Source organism: Streptomyces sp. NPDC006516 (genome assembly GCF_040611875.1).
Classification (GTDB): domain Bacteria; phylum Actinomycetota; class Actinomycetes; order Streptomycetales; family Streptomycetaceae; genus Streptomyces.
In genome coordinates this window covers 136,175-160,588 of the sequence record NZ_JBEXPD010000001.1, presented here as the reverse complement: position 1 = coordinate 160,588, position 24,414 = coordinate 136,175, and the positions used below count along the sequence as shown (strand labels likewise).

28 protein-coding genes, 1 tRNA gene and 1 riboswitch are annotated in these 24,414 nt (G+C 68.9%); of the genes, 10 read left to right on the top strand and 19 right to left on the bottom strand.

Annotation, left to right across the window (positions count from 1 at the left end; all coding sequences use genetic code 11):
• The first annotated feature begins 104 nt into the window (after window positions 1-104).
• Entirely contained in the window at window positions 105-1,367 is a 1,263-nt protein-coding gene (locus ABZY45_RS00700; protein WP_356734654.1) for an SGNH/GDSL hydrolase family protein, read from the top strand.
• 90 nt (window positions 1,368-1,457) lie between these two features.
• Here the strand turns inward: ABZY45_RS00700 and ABZY45_RS00695 are convergent, their stop codons facing one another.
• The 4 genes from ABZY45_RS00695 to ABZY45_RS00680 are packed head-to-tail and all read right to left on the bottom strand — an operon-like array spanning window position 1,458 to window position 4,852.
• Window positions 1,458-2,144 carry a DUF1707 domain-containing protein gene (locus tag ABZY45_RS00695; RefSeq protein ID WP_356736520.1) on the bottom strand — a complete coding sequence of 229 codons (687 nt, stop codon included), beginning with the start codon at window positions 2,142-2,144 and terminating at the stop codon, window positions 1,458-1,460.
• Between the two features lie 55 nt (window positions 2,145-2,199).
• Window positions 2,200-3,168 carry an ATP-binding cassette domain-containing protein gene (locus tag ABZY45_RS00690; RefSeq protein WP_356736518.1) on the bottom strand — a complete coding sequence of 323 codons (969 nt, stop codon included), beginning with the start codon at window positions 3,166-3,168 and terminating at the stop codon, window positions 2,200-2,202.
• 18 nt (window positions 3,169-3,186) lie between these two features.
• Window positions 3,187-4,044: an ABC transporter permease gene (locus tag ABZY45_RS00685; protein WP_356736516.1), complete on the bottom strand. Its 858-nt coding sequence runs from the start codon at window positions 4,042-4,044 to the stop codon at window positions 3,187-3,189.
• 7 nt (window positions 4,045-4,051) lie between these two features.
• Entirely contained in the window at window positions 4,052-4,852 is an 801-nt protein-coding gene (locus ABZY45_RS00680) for an ABC-2 family transporter protein (RefSeq protein ID WP_356734652.1), read from the bottom strand.
• A 149-nt stretch (window positions 4,853-5,001) separates the two neighbouring features.
• On the opposite strand from ABZY45_RS00680, the gene ABZY45_RS00675 reads away from it, so the two are divergent.
• Window positions 5,002-7,548, top strand: a complete 2,547-nt coding sequence (locus tag ABZY45_RS00675; protein ID WP_356734650.1) for a transglycosylase domain-containing protein — start codon at window positions 5,002-5,004, stop codon at window positions 7,546-7,548.
• A gap of 26 nt (window positions 7,549-7,574) precedes the next feature.
• Here the strand turns inward: ABZY45_RS00675 and ABZY45_RS00670 are convergent, their stop codons facing one another.
• The 3 genes from ABZY45_RS00670 to ABZY45_RS00660 form a co-directional block, all read right to left on the bottom strand.
• Complete coding sequence (locus ABZY45_RS00670) at window positions 7,575-7,895, bottom strand: multidrug efflux SMR transporter (RefSeq protein ID WP_356734648.1); 321 nt, start codon at window positions 7,893-7,895, stop codon at window positions 7,575-7,577.
• Window positions 7,896-7,931: 36 nt separating this feature from the next.
• Window positions 7,932-7,997, bottom strand: a riboswitch (guanidine-III (ykkC-III) riboswitch).
• A 52-nt stretch (window positions 7,998-8,049) separates the two neighbouring features.
• Entirely contained in the window at window positions 8,050-8,385 is a 336-nt protein-coding gene (locus ABZY45_RS00665; RefSeq protein ID WP_033298980.1) for a co-chaperone GroES, read from the bottom strand.
• Window positions 8,386-8,461: 76 nt separating this feature from the next.
• A complete protein-coding gene (locus ABZY45_RS00660; protein ID WP_356734646.1) occupies window positions 8,462-8,782 on the bottom strand; it encodes a DUF3618 domain-containing protein in 321 nt (106 codons plus the stop codon).
• 129 nt (window positions 8,783-8,911) lie between these two features.
• Here ABZY45_RS00660 and bcp point away from each other — a divergent pair, with 129 nt between their 5' ends.
• The 5 genes from bcp to ABZY45_RS00635 all read left to right on the top strand — a co-directional run bounded on the left by bcp (window position 8,912) and on the right by ABZY45_RS00635 (window position 12,605).
• Window positions 8,912-9,379: a thioredoxin-dependent thiol peroxidase gene (gene bcp, locus ABZY45_RS00655; protein ID WP_356734644.1), complete on the top strand. Its 468-nt coding sequence runs from the start codon at window positions 8,912-8,914 to the stop codon at window positions 9,377-9,379.
• Window positions 9,380-9,510: 131 nt separating this feature from the next.
• Window positions 9,511-11,007, top strand: a complete 1,497-nt coding sequence (gene proP / locus ABZY45_RS00650) for a glycine betaine/L-proline transporter ProP (protein ID WP_356734642.1) — start codon at window positions 9,511-9,513, stop codon at window positions 11,005-11,007.
• Between the two features lie 143 nt (window positions 11,008-11,150).
• Window positions 11,151-11,807: an HNH endonuclease signature motif containing protein gene (locus ABZY45_RS00645; protein ID WP_356734640.1), complete on the top strand. Its 657-nt coding sequence runs from the start codon at window positions 11,151-11,153 to the stop codon at window positions 11,805-11,807.
• Window positions 11,804-12,472 (top strand): HNH endonuclease signature motif containing protein, encoded by a 669-nt coding sequence (locus ABZY45_RS00640; RefSeq protein WP_356734638.1) that lies wholly within the window; start codon window positions 11,804-11,806, stop codon window positions 12,470-12,472. The genes ABZY45_RS00645 and ABZY45_RS00640 overlap by 4 nt, the downstream gene beginning before the upstream one ends.
• Window positions 12,473-12,521: 49 nt before the next feature.
• A tRNA-Leu gene (locus tag ABZY45_RS00635) sits at window positions 12,522-12,605 on the top strand.
• Window positions 12,606-12,663: 58 nt separating this feature from the next.
• Here the strand turns inward: ABZY45_RS00635 and rdgB are convergent.
• The 4 genes from rdgB to ABZY45_RS00615 form a co-directional block, all read right to left on the bottom strand.
• The gene (gene rdgB / locus ABZY45_RS00630) at window positions 12,664-13,266 is read right to left on the bottom strand and encodes an RdgB/HAM1 family non-canonical purine NTP pyrophosphatase (protein WP_356734636.1); all 603 of its coding nucleotides are present in this window, start codon (window positions 13,264-13,266) and stop codon (window positions 12,664-12,666) included.
• A 20-nt stretch (window positions 13,267-13,286) separates the two neighbouring features.
• Window positions 13,287-13,676: a hypothetical protein gene (locus ABZY45_RS00625; RefSeq protein WP_356734634.1), complete on the bottom strand. Its 390-nt coding sequence runs from the start codon at window positions 13,674-13,676 to the stop codon at window positions 13,287-13,289.
• Between the two features lie 102 nt (window positions 13,677-13,778).
• Window positions 13,779-14,516: a ribonuclease PH gene (rph, locus tag ABZY45_RS00620; RefSeq protein WP_356734632.1), complete on the bottom strand. Its 738-nt coding sequence runs from the start codon at window positions 14,514-14,516 to the stop codon at window positions 13,779-13,781.
• 240 nt (window positions 14,517-14,756) lie between these two features.
• Entirely contained in the window at window positions 14,757-15,029 is a 273-nt protein-coding gene (locus ABZY45_RS00615) for a PTS glucose/sucrose transporter subunit IIB (protein ID WP_078597797.1), read from the bottom strand.
• A 182-nt stretch (window positions 15,030-15,211) separates the two neighbouring features.
• On the opposite strand from ABZY45_RS00615, the gene ABZY45_RS00610 reads away from it, so the two are divergent.
• Window positions 15,212-16,471, top strand: a complete 1,260-nt coding sequence (locus tag ABZY45_RS00610; protein WP_356734630.1) for a PTS transporter subunit EIIC — start codon at window positions 15,212-15,214, stop codon at window positions 16,469-16,471.
• Window positions 16,472-16,725: 254 nt separating this feature from the next.
• Window positions 16,726-17,991: a PTS transporter subunit EIIC gene (locus ABZY45_RS00605; RefSeq protein WP_356734628.1), complete on the top strand. Its 1,266-nt coding sequence runs from the start codon at window positions 16,726-16,728 to the stop codon at window positions 17,989-17,991.
• A gap of 75 nt (window positions 17,992-18,066) precedes the next feature.
• On the opposite strand, the gene ABZY45_RS00600 is transcribed toward ABZY45_RS00605, so the two are convergent.
• A complete protein-coding gene (locus ABZY45_RS00600) occupies window positions 18,067-18,819 on the bottom strand; it encodes an MBL fold metallo-hydrolase (RefSeq protein WP_356734626.1) in 753 nt (250 codons plus the stop codon).
• A 172-nt stretch (window positions 18,820-18,991) separates the two neighbouring features.
• Here ABZY45_RS00600 and ABZY45_RS00595 point away from each other — a divergent pair, with 172 nt between their 5' ends.
• Window positions 18,992-19,462, top strand: coding sequence for a type II toxin-antitoxin system PemK/MazF family toxin (locus ABZY45_RS00595; protein ID WP_356734624.1), 471 nt, complete (start codon window positions 18,992-18,994; stop codon window positions 19,460-19,462).
• A gap of 157 nt (window positions 19,463-19,619) precedes the next feature.
• Here ABZY45_RS00595 and ABZY45_RS00590 read toward each other — a convergent pair whose 3' ends face one another.
• The 7 genes from ABZY45_RS00590 to clpS all read right to left on the bottom strand — a co-directional run bounded on the left by ABZY45_RS00590 (window position 19,620) and on the right by clpS (window position 24,413).
• Window positions 19,620-20,570 carry a cysteine synthase gene (locus ABZY45_RS00590; RefSeq protein WP_356734622.1) on the bottom strand — a complete coding sequence of 317 codons (951 nt, stop codon included), beginning with the start codon at window positions 20,568-20,570 and terminating at the stop codon, window positions 19,620-19,622.
• Entirely contained in the window at window positions 20,570-20,848 is a 279-nt protein-coding gene (locus ABZY45_RS00585; RefSeq protein ID WP_356734620.1) for a MoaD/ThiS family protein, read from the bottom strand. Before ABZY45_RS00585 ends, ABZY45_RS00590 begins: the two co-directional genes overlap by 1 nt.
• A gap of 113 nt (window positions 20,849-20,961) precedes the next feature.
• Entirely contained in the window at window positions 20,962-21,075 is a 114-nt protein-coding gene (locus ABZY45_RS00580; protein ID WP_356734618.1) for a putative leader peptide, read from the bottom strand.
• A gap of 121 nt (window positions 21,076-21,196) precedes the next feature.
• On the bottom strand, window positions 21,197-21,631 hold the full coding sequence (locus tag ABZY45_RS00575; RefSeq protein WP_356734616.1) for a M67 family metallopeptidase: 435 nt from the start codon (window positions 21,629-21,631) through the stop codon (window positions 21,197-21,199).
• A gap of 112 nt (window positions 21,632-21,743) precedes the next feature.
• Window positions 21,744-23,174 (bottom strand): amino acid permease, encoded by a 1,431-nt coding sequence (locus ABZY45_RS00570; RefSeq protein WP_356734614.1) that lies wholly within the window; start codon window positions 23,172-23,174, stop codon window positions 21,744-21,746.
• A 303-nt stretch (window positions 23,175-23,477) separates the two neighbouring features.
• Complete coding sequence (locus tag ABZY45_RS00565; protein ID WP_356734612.1) at window positions 23,478-24,065, bottom strand: DUF2017 domain-containing protein; 588 nt, start codon at window positions 24,063-24,065, stop codon at window positions 23,478-23,480.
• Window positions 24,066-24,104: 39 nt separating this feature from the next.
• Complete coding sequence (gene clpS / locus ABZY45_RS00560; protein WP_307126823.1) at window positions 24,105-24,413, bottom strand: ATP-dependent Clp protease adapter ClpS; 309 nt, start codon at window positions 24,411-24,413, stop codon at window positions 24,105-24,107.
• Window position 24,414: the final 1 nt, after the last annotated feature.

Here is a 24,414-nt window from a genome sequence, read left to right as displayed (position 1 = left end):
CTACCTCACCTACTCCTGGGCCGCACGTCGAGTTCCCCGGGGCCTGCCGCATCATGAAAGCAACCCGATCACCGGGTCGAACATCGCAAGGAGAAACACCACAGATGCCCAGGCGCCAGGGGTATGCCCTGCTCATCGCCCTCGTGGCAGGCACCGCCGCGCTCGCCGCCGCCGTCGCGTTCGGAACCTCGCTGATCACCGAGCAGCGGCGGACACCGCTCACCGGGACCGAGAACCACGCGGCGGCCCGCAACCAGGCCGCACCGGCCCACTCCACCGGCACCTGGGTGGTCACCTGGACCGGAGCCCCCGTCAGCGCCGAGCCGAACGCCGCCCAGGGCTACCCCGGCCGGACCATCCGCAACATCGTGCACACCAGCGTCGGTGGCGACGCCGCCCGCATCACCCTGTCCAACCTCTTCGGCGCCGCACCGCTCGTCATCGACCAGGCCGCCGTCAACACGAGGCCGGTCACCTTCCGCGGCCTGACGACGGTCACGGTCGCCGCGGGCCGACAGGTCGTCAGCGACCCCGTGGTCGTCCCCGTCGCCCCCGACGCCGACCTGGAAGTCACCCTGCGCACCCCGTACGCCGCCGGGCCCGTCACCCAGCACCCCAACACCCACCAGACGTCCTACCTGGCCGACGACGACGGCACCTGGAGCACCACCCGCTGGCGCTACCTCACCGCCGTCGACGTCCGCAACGAGGCGTCGCCCGGCGCGATCGTCGCCATCGGCGACTCACTCACCGCCGGCAGCGGCTCCACCACCGACGCCGACTCCCGCTGGCCCGACCTCCTCGCCGACCGGCTGGGGCACCGCTACGGGGTCGCCAACCAGGGCATCGCGGGCAACCGTCTCCTGCGCGACAGCCCGCTCACCCGCAGCGGCGTACAGAACCTCGGCGGCCTCGGCGCGGCCAACCGCTTCGAACGTGACGTGCTCTCCGTGGCCGGAGCGAAGACCGTGATCATCGCGCTGGGCATCAACGACGTGCAGCAGAGCCCCCAGGAGACCGACCCCCGGCGCATCACCGCCGGACTCCGCGCCCTCACCGAACGCGCGCACGCCCGGCGACTGCGGGTCGTCGGCGCGACCCTGACCCCCTTCCGGGGCTACCCGACCTGGACACCGGAACGCAACGCCGTACGCCTGGCGGTCAACGACGAGATCAGGTCCGGCAGGATCTACGACGCCTTCATCGACTTCGACCGCGCCGTACGCGACCCCTACGCACCCGACCGGATCCTGCCCGAGTACGACTCCGGCGACCGGCTGCACTTCAACGACGCCGGCTACCGCGCGATGGCCCAGGCCATCGACCTCGCCGCGGTGGAGGGCACCCCGAAGGCCGACGTCTTCTGACCTGACCCGCCCCGGCCGTTCCGTACAGAGCGGCCGGGGCCGCTCCGTGCAGAGCGACCTGGCCGTTCCGTGCAGAGCGACCGGTCCCGCTCAGCCGAGCTCCTTGCGCCCGTCCCCCGCGTCCGGGTTCTGCGACCGCAGCCGCTCCCGCTCCTGCTCCTGCTCCTGGAGCCGCCGCTTCTGCGCCTTGCTCCGCTTGCGCTCCACACCGACTCCGCCCATCAGCGCGAATCCCGTGACCCGCACCCGCGGTGAACCCGGCGCCGGTTCCGGATCGTCGTCGAGCTTGGAATGCTCCCCGAAGCCGCCCATGAGGCCGAGGCCCCGCACCTGCACATCGAGGTCGGGCGGCACGGTCACCTGGATACCGCCCATGATCGTGAAGCAGCGGATCTCCACCTCACGCTCCGCGAAACGGGCCTCGCGCAGATCGATCTCGCCGCCGCCCCACATCGCGAACGCCGTGAACTTGGGGCCCACCGTCCAGTGCCCCTTCCGGCTGAACCCTCCCCAGAAGGCGAACCCGCCCGACGACGTGGCACTGCCGCCGATCCGCGCCGGCCAGTCGGCGGACGAACCCCTCGCCGAAACCTCCCCGGTCACCGGCCGGACCGGCGCCGGGAGATCACGCACGAGCGGCTCCAACTCCCCGCGCGTGCGCGCCCTGTACGTCGCGTCGAGCCGCTGCTCGAACTCGTCCATCTCCAGCCGGCCCTCGGCCACGGCCTCCCGCAGTGTCTCCGCGATCCGCTCCCGCTCCGCGTCGGAGGCACGCATGTCCGGGTTTTCACTTGTCATACCGCGCACCCTATAGAGCGATCGCGGAACGGGCCTAGAGACCCGAATCCGACACGTACATCTTCGCGATCACGGACTCGATGTCCGGCTCCCGCACCGACAGATCGACCAGCGGATACTCCGCCGCGATCCGCGCCACCAGCGGCGCCGCCGACCCCGCCGCCGGGAACGCCAGCCACTGCCGCGGCCCCTCCACCTTCACCACCCGCGCCGAAGGCTCCGACCCCAGCTCGATCGGGGGCATCTCACGCTCCAGGTCCACGACCAGCGTGCGTTCGCTCCGCCCCACCTCGTGCAGGCCGGCGAGCGCCCCGTCGTACACCAGACGGCCGTGGTCGATCACCATCACCCGCTTGCACAACTGCTCGATGTCGGTCAGGTCGTGCGTGGTCAGCAGCACCGTCGTCGACCGCTCCGCGTTCAAGTCCCGCAGGAATCCACGCACCTTGGCCTTGGAGATCACGTCGAGCCCGATCGTCGGCTCGTCGAGGTACAGCACCTCCGGATCGTGCAGCAACGCCGCCGCGATGTCCCCCCGCATCCGCTGCCCCAACGACAGCTGCCGCACCGGCACCTCCAACAGGGCGCCCAGATCGAGGAGTTCGACACAGCGGTCCAGATTCTCCCGGAAACGGGCGTCCGGGATGCGGTACATCCGGTGCATCAGCCGGTACGAATCACGCAACGGAAGGTCCCACCACAGCGTCGTACGCTGCCCGAACACCACCCCGATCCGGTGGGCCAGCTTCGTACGCTCCCGGGCCGGATCGATCCCCGCGACCCGCAACCGGCCCCCGCTCGGCGTGAGGATGCCCGTCAGCATCTTGATCGTCGTCGACTTGCCCGCCCCGTTCGGCCCGATGTAACCGACCATCTCCCCGCGCGGCACCCGGAAACTGATCCCGTCCACCGCCCGCACCTCGCGCCGCTCCCGGCGCATGAAACCCGTCCTGCGGCGCACGTCGAAGACCTTCTCGACGCCGTCGAGCTCGATGAAGTCCATCTCGTCCACGCCCACTCCTCAGCTTCCCGTACTGCGGTAGGAGCGAAGCCCCACCCGCCACGCCAGACCCGCAAGCACCCAGCACCCCACCGCCACCAGCGGCGGCAGGAACGCCACCCACCGCGGCAGATCCAGCGGATAGTCCCGGCCCAGCACGTAGAGGGCCGGCAGCCAGCTCACGAACGCCAGCGGCACCACGAACGTCACCCCGCGCACCAGGTCCTTCGCGAACACCGACGGCGGATACTGCAACAACGTCGTCCCGCCGTACGTGAACGCGTTCTGCACCTCGGAGGCGTCCTGCGCGAAGAACTGGAACGCCGCCCCCACCACGAACACCGCCCCGAACACGGCCGCCCCGCTCAGCACCATCATCGGCAGCATCGCGACCTTCAGCGGCGTCCACTCGATGTCCAGCACCAGCAGCGCATAGCCCAGCACCAGCAGCCCCTGCGTGATCCGCCCCAGCCTCCGCAGCGCGAACCGGTCGGCGGCCACCTGCGCCAGCACCGGGACCGGACGCACCAGCAGGGTGTCCAGCGTCCCGTCCCGCACCCGCCGCCCCAGCCGGTCCATCGAGCCCAGCACCAGGTCCGCCAGCCCGAACGCGGTCGCCGACGTCCCGTACAGCAGTGCGATCTCCGGCAGCGTGAAGCCGCCCAGCACGTCGACGTGCGTGAACATCAGCATGATCGTGACGAAGTCGAAGCCCGTCGCCACGAAGTTCCCCACGGCCGTCATCACGAACGACGCGCGGTACGCCATCGTCGAACGCAGCCACATCGCCACGATCAGCCCGTACGCCCGCACGCCCTCGACCCCCCGCGAGCGCTCGGCGAAGACGATCCCCGGCTCCGCGGCGACGGCGCCCTCCACCCCGGCCTCAGCCACCCTGGACCACCACCCTCCTGGTCGCCACCGACTGCAGAAGCCGACCCGCGAGCAGCAGCGCCACCGCCCAGCCGGTCTGGAAGGCGTACGCCCCCGCCAGATCCCAGCCCGCGTACGTACCGAGGAACACATCGGCCGGCACCTGCAAGAGGGACGACCACGGCAGTGCGCGGGCCACGTCGCCGAGCGCGCCGGGGAACAGATTCAGCGGCAGCAGCATCCCGGAGAAGAACAGCCCGGCCAGCCAGGCGATCTGCATCGCCCCCGCCCCGTCCATCAGCCAGAAGGCCGACAACGCCACCAGGAAACGCACCGCGAAACTCACCACCACCCCCAGCGCCACCGACACCAGGAACGCGAGCCAGGTCCACGCGGAGTCCGGCAGCGCCAGATCGAAGGCCAGCGCGCCCAGCACCATCGGCACGATCCCGCGGCCCAGCAGATGGAACGCGGCCCGGCCCAGGTCCCCCGCCATCCACCACAGCTGCAGATCGGCGGGCCGGTACAGATCGACCGCGATGTCACCCGTACGGATCCGCTCCATCAGCTCGTCCTCGAAGCCGCCGCCCATCATCGCGCAGGTCATCAGCAGGGCCTGACCCAGCCACACATAGGTCAGCGCCTGCGACATGTCGTACCCGCCGAGGTGCGGACGCTCGTCCCACAGGGCGATGTAGGTGTACGCCATGATGAAACCGAAGACGGTGTTGGTGAACACCCCCGCGAGCGTGGCCACCCGGTACGTGGCGTACCGCCGGAACCCCCCGGCCGCCACCACTGCATAGAGCCGCACCCCGCCCCCCTCTCCTGGCCCAAAGCGCACGACCCTAGTCGACGGCCCCTCAGCGCCGCGACCCCATTTCCGCTGCGCCGGTTCCGAGGGTTATCCGTCCGAAAAGTGCACTATGGGATAATCATCCGCAGTCGAGGAGCCTCCCACTCATGAACCACGAGCCACCGCAGCACGGCGGAGACCCTGGTCAGCAGCCCCCTCAAGGCTGGGCCCCCCGGGACGCCTCGACTGCGGCCGCCACCCCCGACCCCCAGCGCCCGGACGGCGCAACAGCCACCAAGGGGCGCACAAAACGCCCCAAGCGGCCCAAGCGCACCGGCTGGCGCCGGATCATCCCCACCTGGCGCATGGTCCTCGGCGGCGTCCTCCTCCTCGCCCTCCTCCTCGTCGGCGGCTTCATCGCCGGATACCAGATGATCGACATCCCCGCCGCCAACGCCGCCGCGACCGCACAGGCCAACGTCTACGTGTACGCGGACGGGAAGACCGTCATCGCCCGGGACGGTGAGATCAACCGCGAGAAGATTTCGCTGGACCGCATCCCCCCCACCATCCAGCACGCCGTACTCGCCGCCGAGGACCGGGACTTCTACTCCGAGGACGCCATCGACATCAAGGCCACCCTCCGCGCCGGCTGGAACACCGTCACCGGCAAGGGCAGGCAGGGCGGTTCCACCATCACCCAGCAGTACGTCAAGAACTACTACCTCGGCCAGGAACAGACCGTCATCCGCAAGGCCAAGGAGTTCTTCATCTCCATCAAGCTCGACCGCGAGAAGAGCAAGGACGAGATCCTCGAGGGCTACCTCAACACCAGCTACTTCGGACGCAACGCCTACGGCATCCAGGCCGCCTCCCACGCCTACTACGGCAAGGACGTCGAGGACCTCGACGCCGGCGAAGGCGCCTACCTCGCCTCCCTGCTCAACGCCCCCAGCTCGTACGACGTCGTCGCCCACCCCGAGAACAAGAAAGCCGTCCTCGCCCGCTGGGACTACGTACTCGACGGCATGGTCAAGCACGACTGGCTCAGCGCCGCCGACCGCGACGCGATGACCTTCCCCGTCCCCGACAAGGCCAAGCCCGCCACCGCACTCTCCGGCCAGCGCGGCTACATCGTCCAGGCGGTCGAGGACTACCTCGCCGCCAACAAGATCATCGACGCGGACACCCTCGCCACCGGCGGCTACCGCATCACCACCACACTCCAGCAGAAGAAGCAGGACGCCCTCGTCGAAGCCGTCAAGGACAACGTCCTCTCCAAGACCAGCGACGACCGCGCGGCCGACCGCAACGTCCGCGCCGGAGGCGCCTCCATCGACCCCGCCAACGGCCACGTCGTCGCCCTCTACGGCGGAATCGACTACACCAAGCAGTTCGTCAACAACGCGACCCGCCGCGACTACCAGGTCGGATCCACCTTCAAACCGTTCGTCCTCGCCGCCGCCCTCGCCAACGGGTCCACCACCCAGAAGGACCGGGCCATCACCCCCAACACCCGCTACGACGGCACCAACGAACGCACCGTCCAGAGCTCCACCGGGTCCACCGGCTACTCCCCCGCCAACGAGGACGACGTCGACTACGGCTCCATCACCGTCCGCGAGGCCACCGACAAATCCGTCAACGCCGTCTACGCCCAGATGGCCCAGGACGTCGGCCCCCAGGAGGTCAAGGACACCGCGATCGCCCTCGGCATCCCCCAGGACACCCCCGACCTCACGGCCTCCCCCTCCATCGCGCTCGGCCCCGCCACCGCCAGCGCCGTCGACATGGCCTCGGCCTACGCCACCCTCGCCGACCACGGCAGGCAGCGCCCCCACACGCTCGTGGCCAGGATCAGCAAGGACGGCACCGAGCTGGACCTCCCCGCACGGAAGACCCGGCAGGCCATCAGCCGCGAAGCCGCCGACACCACCACCTCCGTCCTGCGCAGCGTCGTCGACGGCGGCACCGGCACCGCCGCCCTGGCCGCGGGCCGCCCCGCCGCGGGCAAGACGGGCACCGCCGAGGAGGACAGGGCCGCCTGGTTCGCCGGCTACACCCCCGACCTCGCCACCGTCATCGCCGTCATGGGTCAGGACCCCGACACCGGCGTCCAGAAACCGCTCTACGGAGCCCTCGGCCTCGCCCGCATGAACGGCGGCGGGGCCCCCGCCCAGACCTGGGCCGCCTACACCCGGGCCGCCCTGGAAGGCAGCGCGGTGCAGGCGTTCGAGCTGGAGGCCGACGAAGGCCCGGAGGAGCCCGACCCCGACGAGAGCACGGGAGAGGACGAGGACACCGAGGAAGCGGAAGGAGGCGACACCGAGGAGGCCGGGGAGAGCGACGACCCACCGGGCCGCGAGAGCTCCCGCGAGGACCAGGACGGCACCCGGTCACGCACCCCGGACGCCACCTCCGGCACGACCCGCGACCGCCAGGAACCCGGCACCGCCACCCACGCGGACGCACCCGCCCGCACCACCACCGGCCAGGGACCCGGCACCACCGACGACAGCCACCCCGGCAGTGACACGACCGGCGGTGACAGGACGAGCGGCGACAGGGCAGAGCGGGGCCGGAAAGAAGGCGCGCGAGCCGAAGACGGCCGAACCGGCGGCAGCAGGACGCAGGACGGGCGGACCGAGCACAGGCCGACCGGGAACGAGCGGACCAGCGACACGGCGCCCGCGCACCTCCCGGTCCGCCCCTGAGCCCCGCCCCGACGCCGGGACACCCCTCAGTGCCCCGAGGTCGCCTTCAAACCCACCACAGCCACCAGCAACAGACAGACGAAGAAGATACGGGCGGCCGTCACCGGCTCGTTCAGCACCACCATCCCCAGCACCGCCGCACCCGCCGCACCGATCCCGACCCACACCCCGTACGCCGTCCCGATCGGCAGAGTCTTCGCCGCATGCGACAGCAACACCATGCTGGACACGATCCCCAGACCGGTGAACACACTCGGCCACAAACGGGTGAACCCCTCGGTGTACTTCATCCCGATCGACCAGCCCACTTCCAGCAGACCGGCCACGACCAGCAGAACCCACGCCACGACAGCACCTCCACGACGAAACACGCGAACAACACGGGTGCGTCGTCTTTGCGGAAACCCGGTACGGCGCGTCTCGTCGGGGTCACACCACCGTAGCAACAAACAGGGAGAGGGCCCGGTGACAACCGTCACCGGGCCCTCTCGCCACTACCGCCTACAGATACAGCCCGGTCGAATCCACCGAACCCTCGAAGCGGTCCGCCGCCACAGCGTGCAGATCCCGCTCGCGCATCAGCACGTACGCCACACCACGGACCTCGACCTCGGCCCGGTCCTCCGGGTCGTACAGCACCCGGTCACCCGGCTCCACGGTCCGCACGTTCTGACCGACCGCGACCACCGCGGCCCACGCCAGCCGCCGGCCGACCGCAGCCGTCGCCGGAATCAGGATGCCCCCGCCCGACCGCCGCTCGCCCTCCGGCGAATCGGACCGGACCAGCACACGATCGTGCAGCATCCGGATCGGCAGCTTGTCGTCGGTGTTGCTCATGCCGTTGTCGCTCACGACCCGAAACCTACCTGCCCCGAGGCACCGAGCACGCCCCAGGGCCGACCCGAAACGGCCCTCAGCGCTTCCTGCCCCGCACCGAGACCGTCAGCAGGGCCACCGCGCCGGCCACCACCACCGCCGCCGGAATCACCCTCGCCAGCCGCGGCTTACCGTCCTCGCCCACGAACTGCGCCTTCACGTCCGACACCGACCGGTTCACCGCGACGAACGCACGCCCGGCCGTCCGGTCCACCGTCGACGCGACCTTGGCCTTCGCGTCACCGATCATCGTCTTCGGGTGCACCCGCACCCCGATCTCGTCCAGCACCACCGCAAGCTGCGCACGCCTGCTGATGATGTCCGCCTCGATCTGCGCAGGGGTCCTGGTATCCGACACTGCGCCGCCTCCGTGGTCGTCGTCGGGTAAACCTTCATCGACAGTCTGTCAGCTCGGCCGCTCCTCCACCCGGCGGCACCCCCTATTACGCTCGGTGCCACACACTCCGTGCGCCACTCGAGGAGAGACATGAGCGAGCGACTGCAGACCGGCGACCCCGCCCCCGCCTTCACCCTTCCGGACGCCGACGGAAAAGAGGTCTCGCTCGCGGACCACAAGGGCCGCAAGGTCATCGTCTACTTCTACCCCGCCGCTCTTACCCCCGGTTGCACCAAGCAGGCCTGCGACTTCACCGACAACCTCGACGTCCTCGCCGCAGCCGGATACGACGTCATCGGCGTGTCGCCCGACAAGCCGGAGAAGCTCGCCAAGTTCCGCGAGAAGGAGAACCTCAAGGTCACCCTGGTCGGCGACCCCTCCAAGGAAACCCTGGAGGCGTACGGCGCCTACGGCGAGAAGAAGCTCTACGGCAAAGTGGTGACGGGCGTCATCCGATCCACGATCGTCGTCGACGAAGAGGGCAAGGTGGAGCGGGCCTTCTACAACGTCAAGGCGACAGGCCACGTGGCCAAGATCCTCAAGGACCTCGCCGTCTGAGGCCGGATTCGTGGGGGTCCTGGCCGAAACATGCTGTGAGCGAGATCGCATTCACCAGCCGATCCGGTTTGCAGACGCCAAGACCGCGCAGAAGCCTTTCCTGGAACACCGTTCGACGAAAGGACCCGGCCATGGCGGCCTCCGACCCCCACCAGGCGGCCGACCCTGAAGCGGTCAAACGCCACCCCGCGCTCTTCCGGGCCATCAGAAAACGCCAGAACCCCCGCCTCCGCCGGACCGACATCACCGTCACCGACGACCAGGCGGTCAAGCGCGCGGTCAAGGCGGCATCACTCGGTAACGCCATGGAGTGGTTCGACTTCGGCATCTACTCCTACCTGGCCGTCACCATCGGGCACGTGTTCTTCCCCTCCGGGAACGACACCACCCAGCTCCTCTCGTCGTTCGCGACCTTCGCCGTGGCCTTCCTCGTCCGGCCCCTCGGCGGCATGTTCTTCGGCCCCATGGGCGACAAGATCGGCCGCAAGAAGGTCCTCGCCCTCACCATGATCCTCATGGCGATCGGCACCTTCGCGATCGGACTCATCCCCTCCCACGGCACCATCGGCGTATGGGCCGCGGTCCTGCTCATCTTCTTCCGCATGCTCCAGGGCTTCTCCACCGGCGGCGAATACGGCGGCGCGTCCACCTTCATCGCCGAATACGCCCCCGACAAGCGCCGCGGCTTCTTCGGCAGCTTCCTCGAATTCGGCACACTCGCCGGATACGTCGGCGCCGCCGGACTCGTCACCCTGCTCTACGCCCTCCTGGACGACCCCCAGATGGAGTCCTGGGGCTGGCGCATCCCCTTCCTCGTCGCCGGACCCCTCGGCCTCGTAGGCCTCTACCTGCGACTCCGCCTCGACGAGACCCCGGCCTTCCAGAAGCTGGAGGGCGGCACCACCCACGCCACCGAAGCCGCCGACCACGTCGAGACCACGGCCAAGGGCGACCTCGCCAAGATCTTCCGCCAGTACTGGCCGACTCTCATCCTCTGCATCGCCCTCGTCGGCGCGTACAACATCGCCGACTACATGCTGCTCTCGTACATGCCGACGTACCTCTCCGACGAGCTCGGCTACAGCGAGACCCACGGGCTGCTCATCCTGCTCGGCGTCATGGTGTTCCTGATGCTGATCATCAGCCAGTTCGGCAAGCTCTCGGACCGCTTCGGCCGCAAGCCCCTGCTGATGGCGGGCATGCTCGGCTTCCTGTTCCTGTCGCTGCCGGCGTTCCTGCTGATCCGCCAGGGCAGCATCCCGGCGATCATCATCGGCATGCTGATGCTGGGCCTCTCACTGGTCTGCATGCTGGGCACCATGTCCGCCGCGCTCCCGGCACTCTTCCCGACGAACGTCCGCTACGGGTCCCTGTCGGTCGGCTACAACCTCTCGGCCTCGATCTTCGGCGGCACGACGCCGCTGGTGATCACCGCCCTGATCAGCTGGAGCGGCTCGAACCTGATGCCGGCGTACTACGCCATGGCGGCGGCGCTGGTCGGCGTGATCGCCGTGGCCTGCATGAAGGAGACGGCGAACAAGCCCCTGGCCGGCTCACCTCCCTCGGTCGAGACGGAGGAGGAAGCGGCGGAACTGGTCCACGCCCAGAGCCCGGACCCGAAGTTCTGACCCCCGTCCCCCCGGAAGGGCCCGTACCGCCACGAAGCGGTACGGGCCCTTCCACATCTCATCGCATTGCGGACGTGATCATCCGATTAACGGTTCGTTGCTCCGTACGAGGCCGCGAACGCGCGGCCGGATGCGGAGGGGACATGCCGGTAAGCCCGTACACGCGAGAGCGCCTCATGGAAGCGGCCTCGTCGTCACGGACACTCTCGGAGGCGCTGACGAAGCTCGGGGTGGACCCGAAGAGCTCGTCGCGGCGATACCTCCTCGACCGCATGAAGAAGATGGGCATCAGCACCGGTCACTTCGAGCGTGAGGGTGCTCGGTGGACCAGGGAGATCCTCGAACCAGTGGTGGCCGTGTCGAACAGCTTGTATGAGGTACTCCATCGACTCGGCCTCGAAGCGGTGGGGGGCCACCACACGAACATCACCCGCCGCATCAGGACGTACGGCATCGACACCACGCACTTCACTCGGCCTTCCAGGGCTGGAATGAAGCAGCGTCGCCGCACTCCCGAGATGTTGCTGGTGGAAGACGCGGCACCGCACGCTCGTCGCATTCCCGGCGTCCGGCTCAAGGCGGCCATGTCAGAACTCGGCATCGTGGAGCGGTGCGCCCTGTGCGGGACCGAACCGATCTGGCAAGGTCTCCCACTGCCGCTCGAGGTGGACCACATCAACGGAATCTGGCGCGACAACCGTCTGGAGAATCTGCGGCTCCTGTGCCCGAACTGCCACTCGACCACCGACACATATCGCGGTCGCAGCAAGGGACGCCGCGCGGGACGTGCAAGTCGATGACCGAGCGCAAGCAGTACACCCGTGAGCGGCTGATCGAAGCTGCGGCACGCTGCTCGAACATCGACGACGTCATAGCCTTCTTCGGTACTCATCCGCGCCAGCAGCTCCGCCGCTATCTGCTACGCCGGTTCGGCCACTACGGAATCGACGTCTCCCACTTCGACCACCGCCGTTCCGACACGGTCGCCTCACGTCCGACCCGGGCCAGGCTCGGCGAGGCCGTGGCAAGCTCCCACTCCTTGGCGGAGTTGCTGCGCACGCTGGGGCGCAGGGACAACAGTCACCAACGAAAGCTCCTACGCCAGTGGATCGCGCAAGAAGGCATGACGACCTCCCACTTCCTGGGCCAGGCACACCAGCGCGGCAGGCCCGCCCCGACGCCCACCAGGCGCCCCGAGGATCTGCTCGTCAAGCACGAAGGCAGGCGCCGCACTAGGACCGGGCTGTTGCGTCGAGCCCTCTCCGAGATCGGTGTACCCGAGCAATGTGACGGGTGCGGCACGGATCCGGTCTGGCGTGGACTTCCGATCACCCTGGAGATCGACCACATCAACGGCGACTGGAGCGATGACCGCGCCGAAAACCTGCGGCTACTGTGCCCGAACTGCCACGCGATCACGACCACGTGGTGCCGAGGGGGCGGAGGCCGGACGGCACACCGCTGATACTCGCTTACCACCTCCACAGCCCGCCCGGTACGATGACAGGCGGCTAGCGGCGGTGGTGCAATGGCGACACAGCAGACTTAGGATCTGTGGCCCGTGAAAGGGCTTGAGGGTTCGAATCCCTTCCGCCGCACGACAAACGACCTGCGAATCGAAGGTTCGATTCGCAGGTCGTTTCCGTGCTGGGTGGCTCACCCCACCAGTTCCCGCACCACCGGCACCAGCGCCCGGAACGCCTTGCCGCGGTGGCTGATCGCGTTCTTCTCCGCCGGGGTCAGCTCCGCGCAGGTCCGGGTCTCGCCCTCCGGCTGGAGGATCGGGTCGTAGCCGAAGCCGTAGCCGCCTGCCGGGGCGTGGCGCAGGGTGCCTTCGAGGCGGCCCTCGACCACGCGTTCCGTGCCGTCGGGGAGAGCCAGGGCCGCGGCGCAGGCGAAGTAGGCCCCGCGGTGGGGGTCGGAGATGTCGCCGAGCTGGGCGAGGAGCAGGTCCAGGTTGGCCTTGTCGTTGCCGTGGGCTCCGGCCCAGCGGGCCGAGAAGATGCCGGGGGCCCCGCCGAGTACGTCGACGCAGAGGCCGCTGTCGTCGGCGATCGCGGGGTGGCCGGTGGCCCGGGCCAGGGCGTGGGCCTTGAGGAGGGCGTTCTCGGCGAAGGTGACGCCGGTTTCCTTGACGTCGGGGATGTCGGGATACGCGTCCGCGCCGACGAGGTCGTGGGTGAGACCCGCGTCGGCGAGGATCGCGTGGAGTTCGGTGATTTTCCCGGCGTTGCGGGTGGCGAGGATCAGACGCGTCATGCGTCGATTATCGCTGCCTGCTACGGGGTGCAGACCTTGCCGATCTCCGTGGCGGCGTCCGTGACCGGGGTGATGTCGGGCGTCGCGTCGCCCTTCTGGATGGAGTCGCGGACGTTGGTGACGCCGGTCTGGAGGTCGTCGACGGCCTTGCCCAGGTCGGCGTTGTCCGTGGTGTCGCCGAGGTTGTCGAGTTCCTTGTCGATCTGGTCCAGGGCTTCGGTCGCCTGCGTCGGGTCGTCGGAGGCGGTGGATATGGCCTGCTGGAGGTTGTCGACGCTGGTGGCGATGGCGTCGGCGGTGCGGACGCAGTCCAGGGCCTTGTCAACGGCGCCACAGCCAGCGGCGGCGGTGAGGGTCAGCAGGGTGGCCGTGACGGCGAGTGCGGTGCGGTGGTGGCGGCGCGAGGCCATGGTGCGGTCCCTCCCCGGGGGCGGATACGTGGACGGACGCACGGTTCGACCCGTGCGCCCGTACTCGTTACGACGCTGTGCGCTGCGTATTTGGTTGCTTCTTTACTCGCCGAGTGTGCGGGCGAGTGCCGCTTCCTGGAGCTTGGCCAGGTCGGCGCAGCCGGCGGTGGCGAGGTCGAGGAGGGCGTTGAGCTCGGCGCGGTCGAAGGGTTCGGCCTCGGCGGTGCCCTGGACCTCGACGAAGCGGCCGTCGCCGGTGCAGACGACGTTCATGTCGGTCTCGGCGCGGACGTCCTCCTCGTAGCAGAGGTCGAGGAGGGGGGTGCCGTCGACGATGCCGACGCTGATGGCGGCGACGGTGCCGGTGAGGGGCTTGCGGCCGTGCTTGATGATCTTCTTGCCCTGGGCCCAGGCGACGGCGTCCGCGAGGGCGACGTAGGCGCCGGTGATGGCGGCGGTGCGGGTTCCGCCGTCGGCCTGGAGGACGTCGCAGTCGAGGACGATGGTGTTCTCGCCGAGGGCCTTGTAGTCGATGACGGCGCGCAGGGAACGGCCGATGAGGCGGCTGATCTCGTGGGTGCGTCCGCCGATCTTGCCCCGTACGGATTCGCGGTCGCCGCGGGTGTTGGTGGAGCGGGGCAGCATGGAGTACTCGGCGGTGACCCAGCCTTCGCCGCTGCCCTTGCGCCAGCGGGGGACGCCTTCGGTGACGGAGGCGGTGCAGAAGACCTTGGTGTCGCCGAAGGAGATGAGTACGGAGCCTTCGGCGTGCTTGCTCCATCCGCGTTCGATGGTGACGGGTCGGAGCTGTTCGGGGGTGCGGCCGTCGATACGAGACATGGCGCCGAGCCTATCGGCTGTGGCGGCGGGGTCCGTTCGGGTGCATGACGGGTGCGCGGCGGGTGTATGGCGGGGCGCGCGGCGCGGGCGTGTGCGGTGGTGTGCGCGGGCGCGCGTGGCCGGCATGCGCGGGCGCGGGTGCGGGTGTGTGTGGCGGGTGCAGCGCAGGCCCCGCTCCGGGCCGGTGGGGCGGGGAGGGGGCCTGTGTGCGGACGTGGGTGGGCCGGCGGGGTCAGCCGGTCACATCATGTCTTCGATGTCGGCGGCGATGGGGTCGGCGTCGGTTCCGATGACGACCTGGATCGCGGTGCCCATCTTGACGACGCCGTGGGCTCCGGCGGCCTTGAGCGCGGCTTCGTCGACCTTGCTGGGGTCGTGGACCTCGGTGCGGAGGCGGGTGATGCAGCCTTCGATCTCGTCGATGTTCTCGATACCGCCGAGCCCGGCGACGATCTTCTCAGCCTTGCTGGCCATGTCCTTCTCCCTGGTCTGTGCGTGCGTGGGGCGGCCCACCGTGGGTCCGTTTCGTCACGGTAACGCACGGTTGGCCCAACTTCACGGGCGGGTAACCGCGCTGTCCCCAATGATGACGATCACCGGCGCCCTGCCTTCCGGCCGGGCTCCGCACCGTATCGCAACTGGTCTACACCAGTTTGCAACGACCGCCAAACCTGGCGTGTTCCGGGAGGATGCCGATGAGTTCGAACGCGGCGACACAACCGCAGCGGAAATGGTGGAACGGGCCGGTCCAGGGCTTGCAGAAGGTCGGCCGCAGCCTGCAGCTGCCGGTGGCCGTACTGCCCGCCGCGGGCCTTCTCGTCAGCCTCGGCAACCTCTTCGACTCCTCGCTGCACGGCGCCTTCTGGGACAAGTTCGCGAAGGTCCTGCTCAACGGCGGTACGGCGATCCTCGACGGGGAGGTGGGCCTGCCGCTGCTCTTCTGCATCGGTGTCGCGATCGGCTTCGCCAAGAAGGCGGACGGCTCGACGGCGCTCGCCGCCGTCGTCGGCTTCCTCGTGTACCGGGGCGTGCTGGCGGCCTTCCCGGTGGACGACACGGTGACCGAGGCGACGCCGGACGGGGTGCCGCAGAACCCCGGGGTGCTGGGGGGCATCATCATCGGCCTGCTGACCGCCGTGGTCTGGCAGCGTTACCACCGCACCAAGCTGGTCGACTGGCTCGGCTTCTTCAACGGCCGACGCCTGGTCCCGATCCTGATGGCGTTCCTCTGCGTGATCCTGGGCGTGCTGTTCGGCCTGCTGTGGCAGCCGGTGGGTGACGCGCTGACCTGGTTCGCCAAGCAGCTGATCGATCTGGGCGCATGGGGTGCAGCGATCTTCGGTTTCGCCAACCGGCTGCTGATCCCGATCGGTATGCACCAGTTCCTGAACACATTCTTCTGGTTCCAGGCGGGCGAGTTCACCGGCGACGACGGCGGCACGGTCCAGGGCGACATCTCGCGGTTCTTCGCCGGGGACCCGTCGGCGGGACAGTTCACCTCGGGCTTCTTCCCGATCATGATGTTCGGCCTGCCGGCCGCGGCGCTGGCCATCGCCCACTGTGCCCGTCCGGAGCGGCGCAAGGAAGTGTCCGGCCTGATGCTGTCGGTGGCGCTGACGTCGTTCGTGACCGGGGTGACGGAGCCGCTGGAGTTCTCGTTCCTCTTCGTCGCCCCGCTGCTGTACGGGGTGCACGCGATCCTGACCGGTGTGTCGATGGGCGTGACCTGGGCGTTCGGGGTGCATGCGGGGTTCAGCTTCTCGGCGGGGTTGATCGACTACGTCGTCAACTGGCATCTGGACACGAAACCCTGGCTGATCATCCCGATCGGGCTGTGCTTCGCGGTCGTCTACTACGCGATCTTCCGGTTCGCGATCACGAAGTTCAATCTCCAGACCCCTGGGCGGGAGCCCTTGGAGGAGGAGGAGAAGATCGAGGAGGACCTCACGAAGTAGGCGCCTCCGCCCTCTTCGAAGGCCCCCGGACCACCTGGTCCGGGGGCCTTCGCCGTGTCACCCAGGGTGGCGGCGGAACTACGCGGCAAAACGGGTGACATTCGCAGGTTCCTTATCTAACCCTCACCGTGCTAAAACTGGTCTACACCACTGAGTGGTCCAGACCACGCGCGCGTTTTCCCGCCGCGTTCCTCGAGTCGCCGCCCCCGAAAAATCCCTGTCCCTGGCGGCGCCTTGCCAACTGGAGGAAGTTGATGAGTACGGACACCGCTCCGGCCGCCCCCGCGAAGAAGCGGGGCGCCGGCGTGATGGCTGTCATGCAGCGCATCGGCCGCAGCCTCATGCTGCCGGTCGCAGTTCTGCCCGCGGCCGCGCTGCTGGTCCGGCTCGGCAATGCCGACATGCTCGGCCGCGAGTCGTTCCCCACCGTCATCACCAAGCTGGCCGGCTACATGGCCGCCGGCGGTGGCGCGATCCTCGACAACATGGCCCTGCTGTTCGCGGTCGGCATCGCCATCGGCTTCGCCAAGAAGTCGGACGGCTCGACGGCCCTGGCCGCCGTGACCGGCTACCTGGTCTTCCAGAAGGTGCTGGCCACCTTCACCGACAGCAACCTGCCGCAGGTCGCGAGCGTCGTCGACGGCAAGATCGTCATGAACGACGCCCCGGTCAACGCCGGTGTGCTCGGCGGTGTCGTGATGGGCATAGTCGTGGCCCTGCTGTACCAGAAGTTCTACCGGACGAAGCTTCCCGACTGGGCGGGCTTCTTCAGCGGCCGTCGCCTGGTCCCGATCCTTTCGGCCTTCGCCGGTCTGGTCATCGGCATCATCTTCGGCGTGATCTGGCCGGTGCTCGGCACGGGTCTGCACAACTTCGGTGAATGGCTGGTCGGTTCCGGTGCGGTCGGCGCGGGCATCTTCGGTGTCGCCAACCGCGCGCTGATCCCGGTCGGCATGCACCACCTGCTCAACTCCTTCCCGTGGTTCCAGGCCGGCGAGTACAACGGCGCCCACGGTGACATCGCCCGCTTCCTCGCGGGTGACCCGCAGGCCGGGCAGTTCATGACCGGCTTCTTCCCGATCATGATGTTCGCCCTCCCGGCGGCCTGCCTGGCGATCGTCCACTGTGCCCGTCCGGAGCGCCGCAAGGTCGTGGGCGGCATGATGTTCTCCCTCGCGCTGACCTCGTTCGTCACCGGTGTGACCGAGCCGATCGAGTTCACGTTCATGTTCATCGCTCCGGTGCTGTACGCGATCCACGCGGTCCTGACCGGTGTCTCGATGGCGCTGACCTGGGCCCTCGGCATGAAGGACGGCTTCGGCTTCTCCGCCGGTCTGGTCGACTTCCTGCTGAACCTGGGCATCGCGTCGAAGCCCTGGCTGCTGGTGCTGGTCGGCCTCTGCTTCGCGGTCGTCTACTACGTGGTCTTCCGGTTCGCGATCACGAAGTTCAACCTGCCGACTCCGGGCCGTGAGTCCGACGAGGAGCTCGCCGAGCTCCAGAAGGCCGAGGCCAAGTAGTCCGCCGGCCCCGGCACGGCAACGGCGAAGCCCCCACCTCCCGCGAAGGGATGGTGGGGGCTTCGCCGTTGCCGGTCAGACCTCGTACACCGCGCCCGGAACGGCCAGCTCGACCGGGCCGTCGTAGACCTCGCGGGCGTCGGCGAGGTTGCGTTCGGCGTCCGTCCACGGCGGGATGTGGGTGAGGACGAGCCGTCCCGCTCCGGCGCGCGCGGCGTACTCGCCTGCTTCGCGGCCGTTGAGGTGGAGGTCCGGGATGTCCTCCTTGCCATGGATGAACGATGCCTCACAGAGGAACAGGTCGCTGCCCTCGGCCAGTTCGTCCAGTGCTTCGCAGGTGCCCGTGTCGCCCGAGTACGTGAGCGCGCGGCCGTCGTGCTCGACGCGGATGCCGAAGGAGTCGACGGGGTGGCAGAGCTTCTCCGTACGGACCGAGAAGGGGCCGATCTCGAACGACCCCGGCTTCAGCGTGTGGAAGTCGAAGACCTCGCTCATCGCGTGGTCGGACGGGGTGTCGGCATGGGCGGTGGTCAGCCGCTGCTCGGTGCCCTCGGGTCCGTACACGGGGATCGCCTCGGGGCGCCCGCCGTCGAAGCGGTAGTAGCGCACGACGAAGTACGCGCACATGTCGATGCAGTGGTCGGCGTGCAGGTGGCTGAGGAAGATGGCGTCGAGGTCGTACAGACCGACATGGCGCTGCAACTCGCCGAGGGCGCCGTTGCCCATGTCGAGGAGCAGCCGGAAGCCGTCGGCCTCTACGAGGTAGCTCGAGCATGCCGAACCCGCGGAGGGGAACGAGCCGGAGCAGCCGACGACGGTGAGCTTCATGGAGCGTGAACCTCCGAGGCCTGGGAACGGGGAGGGTTCGTGCGGTTCGTCGAGCGTAAGGCGCTGGACCACCGGTCGCTCCTCCAGGGCCTGCCGTTGTGGGGGAACTCACCTGTGGTGTCACCGGTTCGATGGAAGGCGGGGCGGTGTCGCTCGCCGGTACGGTCGGGACATGAACACGTGGTGGTGGGTGGCTCTGGTCGTCGTGGTCCTGCTGGCTGTGGTGGCGACGGTCTCGGATGCGCGGGGGCGGGGTGGCCGTGGGCCGCGGCGGCCGGGCGGGCGGGTTCGTCCGCCGGGGCGTGCTCCGGAGCGGAAGGGGGCGCGTCCGCGCGGCGGTCCGCGGCCGGGGGAGATCTGGTGGGCGCAGGTGCCGTACGAGGACGGGCCGGGGTCCAAGGACAGGCCGTGTCTGGTGCTGTCGGTGCGGGGCGGTACGGCGGTGGTCGCCAAGATCACGAGCAGGCGGCATGAGGGGCGGCCGGGGGTGATCGCGTTGCCCGCGGGGTCGGTGGGTGACGCGCGGGGGCGGCAGAGTTTTCTGGAGACGGACGAGCTGCGGGATGTGGCGGTGTCGGGTTTCCGGCGGAAGGCGGGCGATCTGGATCCGGAGGTGTGGGGGCAGGTCCGCGGCCGGGGGTGACTGTGGCTGGTCCGGGCGGCGCGGTCGGACCCGCAGTCCGGTCGGCGCGTAGGGAAACCGGGAACCACGGGCGCGAGGCCGGGCCGAATGCCCGGGAGACATGCGGAAGGCGCGGGGCGGATGTCCGCGCCGCGCCTTCCGGTGGTGCTGTGCCGTGTCAGGCCCAGAGCTGGCCGTGCAGGGTTTCGATGGCTGCCTCGGTCGTGGGGGCGGTGTAGACGCCCGTCGACAGGTACTTCCAGCCGCCGTCCGCGACGACGAAGACGATGTCGGCGGCCTCTCCGGCCTTGACGGCCTTGCGGCCGACGCCGATGGCGGCGTGGAGTGCGGCGCCGGTGGAGACGCCCGCGAAGATGCCCTCCTGCTGGAGGAGCTCGCGGGTGCGGGTGACGGCGTCGGCGGAGCCGACAGAGAAGCGCGTGGTGAGCACGGACGCGTCGTAGAGCTCGGGGACGAAGCCTTCGTCGAGGTTGCGCAGGCCGTAGACGAGGTCGTCGTAGCGGGGCTCGGCGGCGACGATGGTGACGTCCGGCTTGTGTTCCCGGAGGTAGCGGCCGACGCCCATGAGGGTGCCGGTGGTGCCGAGGCCGGCGACGAAGTGTGTGATGGACGGGAGGTCGGTGAGGATCTCGGGTCCGGTGGTGGCGTAGTGGGCGCCTGCGTTGTCCGCGTTGCCGTACTGGTAGAGCATGACCCAGTCGGGGTGTTCGGCGGAGAGTTCCTTGGCCACGCGTACGGCGGTGTTGGAGCCGCCCGCCGCGGGGGACGAGATGATCTCGGCGCCCCACATGGTGAGCAGGTCGCGCCGCTCCTGCGAGGTGTTCTCGGGCATGACGCAGACGATGCGGTAGCCCTTGAGCCTGGCTGCCATGGCGAGTGAGATGCCGGTGTTGCCGCTCGTGGGTTCGAGGATGGTGCAGCCGGGGGTCAGGCGGCCGTCCTTCTCCGCCTGTTCGACCATGTGGAGCGCGGGGCGGTCCTTGATCGAGCCGGTGGGGTTGCGGTCCTCGAGCTTGGCCCAGATGCGGACGTCCTCGGAAGGGGACAGCCGCGGGAGGCGGACCAGCGGGGTGTTGCCGACCGCCGCGAGCGGGGAGTCGTACCGCATCAGCGCATGCCGCCTGCGACGGCGGGGAGGATCGTGATGCTGTCGCCGTCGGTGAGCTTGGTGGAGATGCCGTCGAGGAAGCGGACGTCCTCGTCGTTGAGGTAGACGTTGACGAAGCGGCGGAGCTGGTCGCCGTCGACGATGCGCTCACGGATGCCGGTGTGGCGGCTGTCGAGGTCGGTGAAGAGGTCGGCGAGGGTGTCACCGCTGCCTTCGACCGCCTTGGCGCCGTCGGTGTAGGTGCGGAGGATGGTCGGGATGCGGACCTCGATGGCCATGGCGTGGGCTCCTGTCGAATGCGGTGAGGTGGCGTGGGGCGCGCGTTTGGGTGCCCCCGCGCAGGGGTGGTGCGTACGTGGTCGCGCTCGGACCGCGGCTCAGGCCGGGCGGTTCACGGGCAGGCGTAAGCCGGACACATCGCGCTGGAAAGCCTGCACAGGTCGACGTGCAGCCGCGCGACGAGCATCGCGCCCGGCGTCTTTTCGCTCACGTCAGGGAGAACCATGGGCTCATCGTATCGATTCCCCACCCCTGAATCGGAGGGTGGTTCCACATGGTGGATGGTGAGTGTTCGCCAGTTGGACACACGGCGCCGGAGGCGGAGCTTCCGGCGCCGTCGGCGAGGGTCAGGCGGCGGGGGGATAGGCCTCGACGATCTCGACGTCCTCCTCGGTGATCTCGCCGTCCACGATGCGGTACGAGCGGAACTGGAAGGGGCCGGCGTCGTCGGTGTCCGCCGTGGAGACCAGGACGTAGTGGGCGCCGGGCTCGTTGGCGTACGTCAGGTCGGTGCGGGAAGGGTAGGCCTCGGTCGCGGTGTGGGAGTGGTAGATGATCACCGGCTCCTCGTCGCGGTCGTCCATCTCGCGGTAGAGCTTCAGCAGGTCCGTGGAGTCGAACTCGTAGAACGTGGGTGAGCGCGCGGCGTTGAGCATGGGGACGAAGCGCTCGGGGCGGCCCGTTCCGGCCGGGCCCGCGACCACTCCGCACGCCTCGTCGGGGTGGTCCGCGCGGGAGTGCGCGACGATCTGGTCGTAGAGCGCCTGGGTAAGGGTCAGCATGGCGCCCAGGATAAGCAGACGGGCCCTCGCGTACCGGGGAGTGGTACGGAAGGGCCCGTATGCCGGACAGGGCCGTTGGGGCGGCCGGTGTCCCGGGTGGCCGTCGCGCGGGTCAGCGCTTGGCGAAGGCGGTGTTCTCGGGGTTGCGCGCCTTGAGCACCAGGTAGGAGACGCCGAGGATCAGGCCCCACACCGGTGCGCAGTAGAGGGAGATCCTGGCGTCCTTGTCGACGGCCATCATGACGATGACGAGGCCGATGAACGCGAGGGCGAACCAGCTGGTGAAGGGTGCGCCGGGTGCCTTGAAGGAGGACTGGGGCAGTTCACCGCGGTCGGCCTTGGCGCGGTAGCGGATCTGGCAGACCAGGATCATGATCCAGGCCCACATGCCGGAGATGGTCGCGAAGGAGACGACGTAGTTGAACGCCTCGCCGGGCCACTGGTAGTTGATCCAGACGCCGACGAGCATCAGTGCGGCGGAGAAGGTGGTGCCGACGAGCGGGAGGCCGTTCCTGGTCAGCTTGGTGAAGGCCTTGGGGCCCTGTCCGTTGAGCGCCAGGTCACGCAGCATGCGTCCGGTGGAGTACATGCCGGAGTTGCACGAGGAGAGCGCGGCGGTGAGCACGACGAAGTTGACGATCGCGGCGCCGATGCCGAGGCCCATCTCCTCGAACGCGGCGACGAACGGTGAGACGCCGGGCTCGAAGGTGCTCCACGGGACGACGGACAGGATCATGATGAGCGCGCCGACGTAGAAGACGGCGATGCGCCACGGCACGGTGTTGATGGCCTTGGGCAGGACGGTCTTGGGGTCCTTGGACTCGCCTGCGGTGACACCGACGAGTTCGACGGCGAGGAAGGCGAACATCACGATCTGGAGGGTCATCAGCGTGCCGCCGATGCCTTCGGGGAAGAACCCGCCGTCGTTCCAGAGGTTGGCGACGGTGGCGGTTTCCCCGGCGTCGGAGAAGCCGATGGTGAGGACTCCGGCGCAGATGAGGATCATGCCGAGGATCGCGGTGACCTTGACCATCGAGAACCAGAACTCGAGCTCACCGAAGAGCTTCACCGAGATGAGGTTGGCGCCGTACAGAATGACGGTGAACACGAGGGCGGACAGCCATTGCGGGATGTCCCACCAGTACGTCATATAGGTGGCTGCCGCGGTGACTTCGGTGATTCCGGTGACGACCCAGAAGAGCCAGTACGTCCATCCGGTCACGAACCCGAAGAACGGGCCGAGGAATTCGCGTGCGTACTCCGAGAAGGAGCCGGAGACCGGGCGGTACATGAGGAGTTCGCCGAGGGCGCGCATGATGAAGAAGATGACCAGGCCCGCGATGGCGTACGCCAGGATGAGGCTCGGGCCCGCTCTGTCGATGGCCTTGCCGGCGCCGAGGAAAAGCCCCGTGCCGATGGCTCCGCCGATGGCGATCATCTGGATCTGGCGGGCTCCCAGGCCACGCTGGTAGCCCTCGCCTGCCGGGGCGTCGACGGCCTTCGGGCCGTCCGCCTGTCCGTTGTCGACCTGCGCCGATGTCATGGTGGTGCGCCTTTCTCCACGCCGATCCGCGCCGCCTTCGGCGTCGGATCAGGTCCTGATCCCCCCGGATATGGATGGAGTGCCGCCGGCGTTCGGCCGGCTCGTAGCGCCCCCGGGGACAGGGGTGGCGTCCCCGGGCGGTCGTGAAGATTTATCACGACCGGCAAGGGACGCCGTCGGACATTATGTGGCGCACACCACAGGAAAAAGCGGACAAGCGTTTCCAGGCGCTGCAAAGAACGCCGTTCAGGTGACGGGATCGTTATTCGGATTTGAGCGTCCGTTGAGCGAACCCGGTCCGTCTCAGTCGGGCATCAGCGTTTCGACGAGTGTTTCCTGGAGTGCGCCGAGCCAGAGATAGGCCATGACCATCGGCTTGCGGGGATCGCTGTCGGGCAGGCGGTAGAGGGAGCCGTCCTGGCCCTCGTCCTCGTCGGAGACCTCGAGGCGGGTGCCGATGGTGAGCCGGAGGTCGTTCAGGGCGCCGAGCCAGTGGTGGCATTCCGCGGTGGTCAGGGAGAGCACCGCACCCTCGTCGGCGACGGGGGCGAGTGCGTCGAGCGTCCGTACGACGGCGAGCGCGTCGTCGCGCTTGCGGGTGCGCAGGTCGTTCTCCGTGAAGCGGCGGAACTCGGCGGAGGCCTCGCGCAGCTCCTTGTCCTCGTCGCCGTAGGCCTCGGGGAAGAGCCGGGCCAGGGCGGGGTCGCTGGGCGGCTCACTGGGGCCCTCGGCGAACAGGGCCGCGAGCGGGTCCTCGCCCTCGGCGGGTTCGTCGCCGGGTCCGATCAGTTCGAGCAGCTGGACGGCGAGGGAGCGCAGGATGGCGATCTCGACCTCGTCGAGCGCGACGGACGCGCCGCCGCCGGGGGTGGCCTCGAAGTGGCCGGCCATGAATTCTCCGATGATGGGTCGGACGGAGGGCAGCGAAGGTCAGTTGCGGTCCTGGGTCAGGGTGGCCCAGAGCCCGTAGCCGTGCATGGCCTGGACGTCGCGTTCCATCTCCTCGCGGCTGCCGCTGGAGACGACCGCTCGGCCCTTCTGATGGACGTCGAGCATCAGTTTGTGCGCCTTGTCCTTCGAGTAGCCGAAGTAGGCCTGGAAGACATACGTCACGTAGCTCATGAGGTTGACCGGGTCGTTGTGCACCAGCGTCACCCAGGGGACGTCGGGCTCGGGGACGACGAAGGTCTCCTCGGCCGATTCGGGACGTTCGATCTCTACGGGGGCAGCAACGCTCACC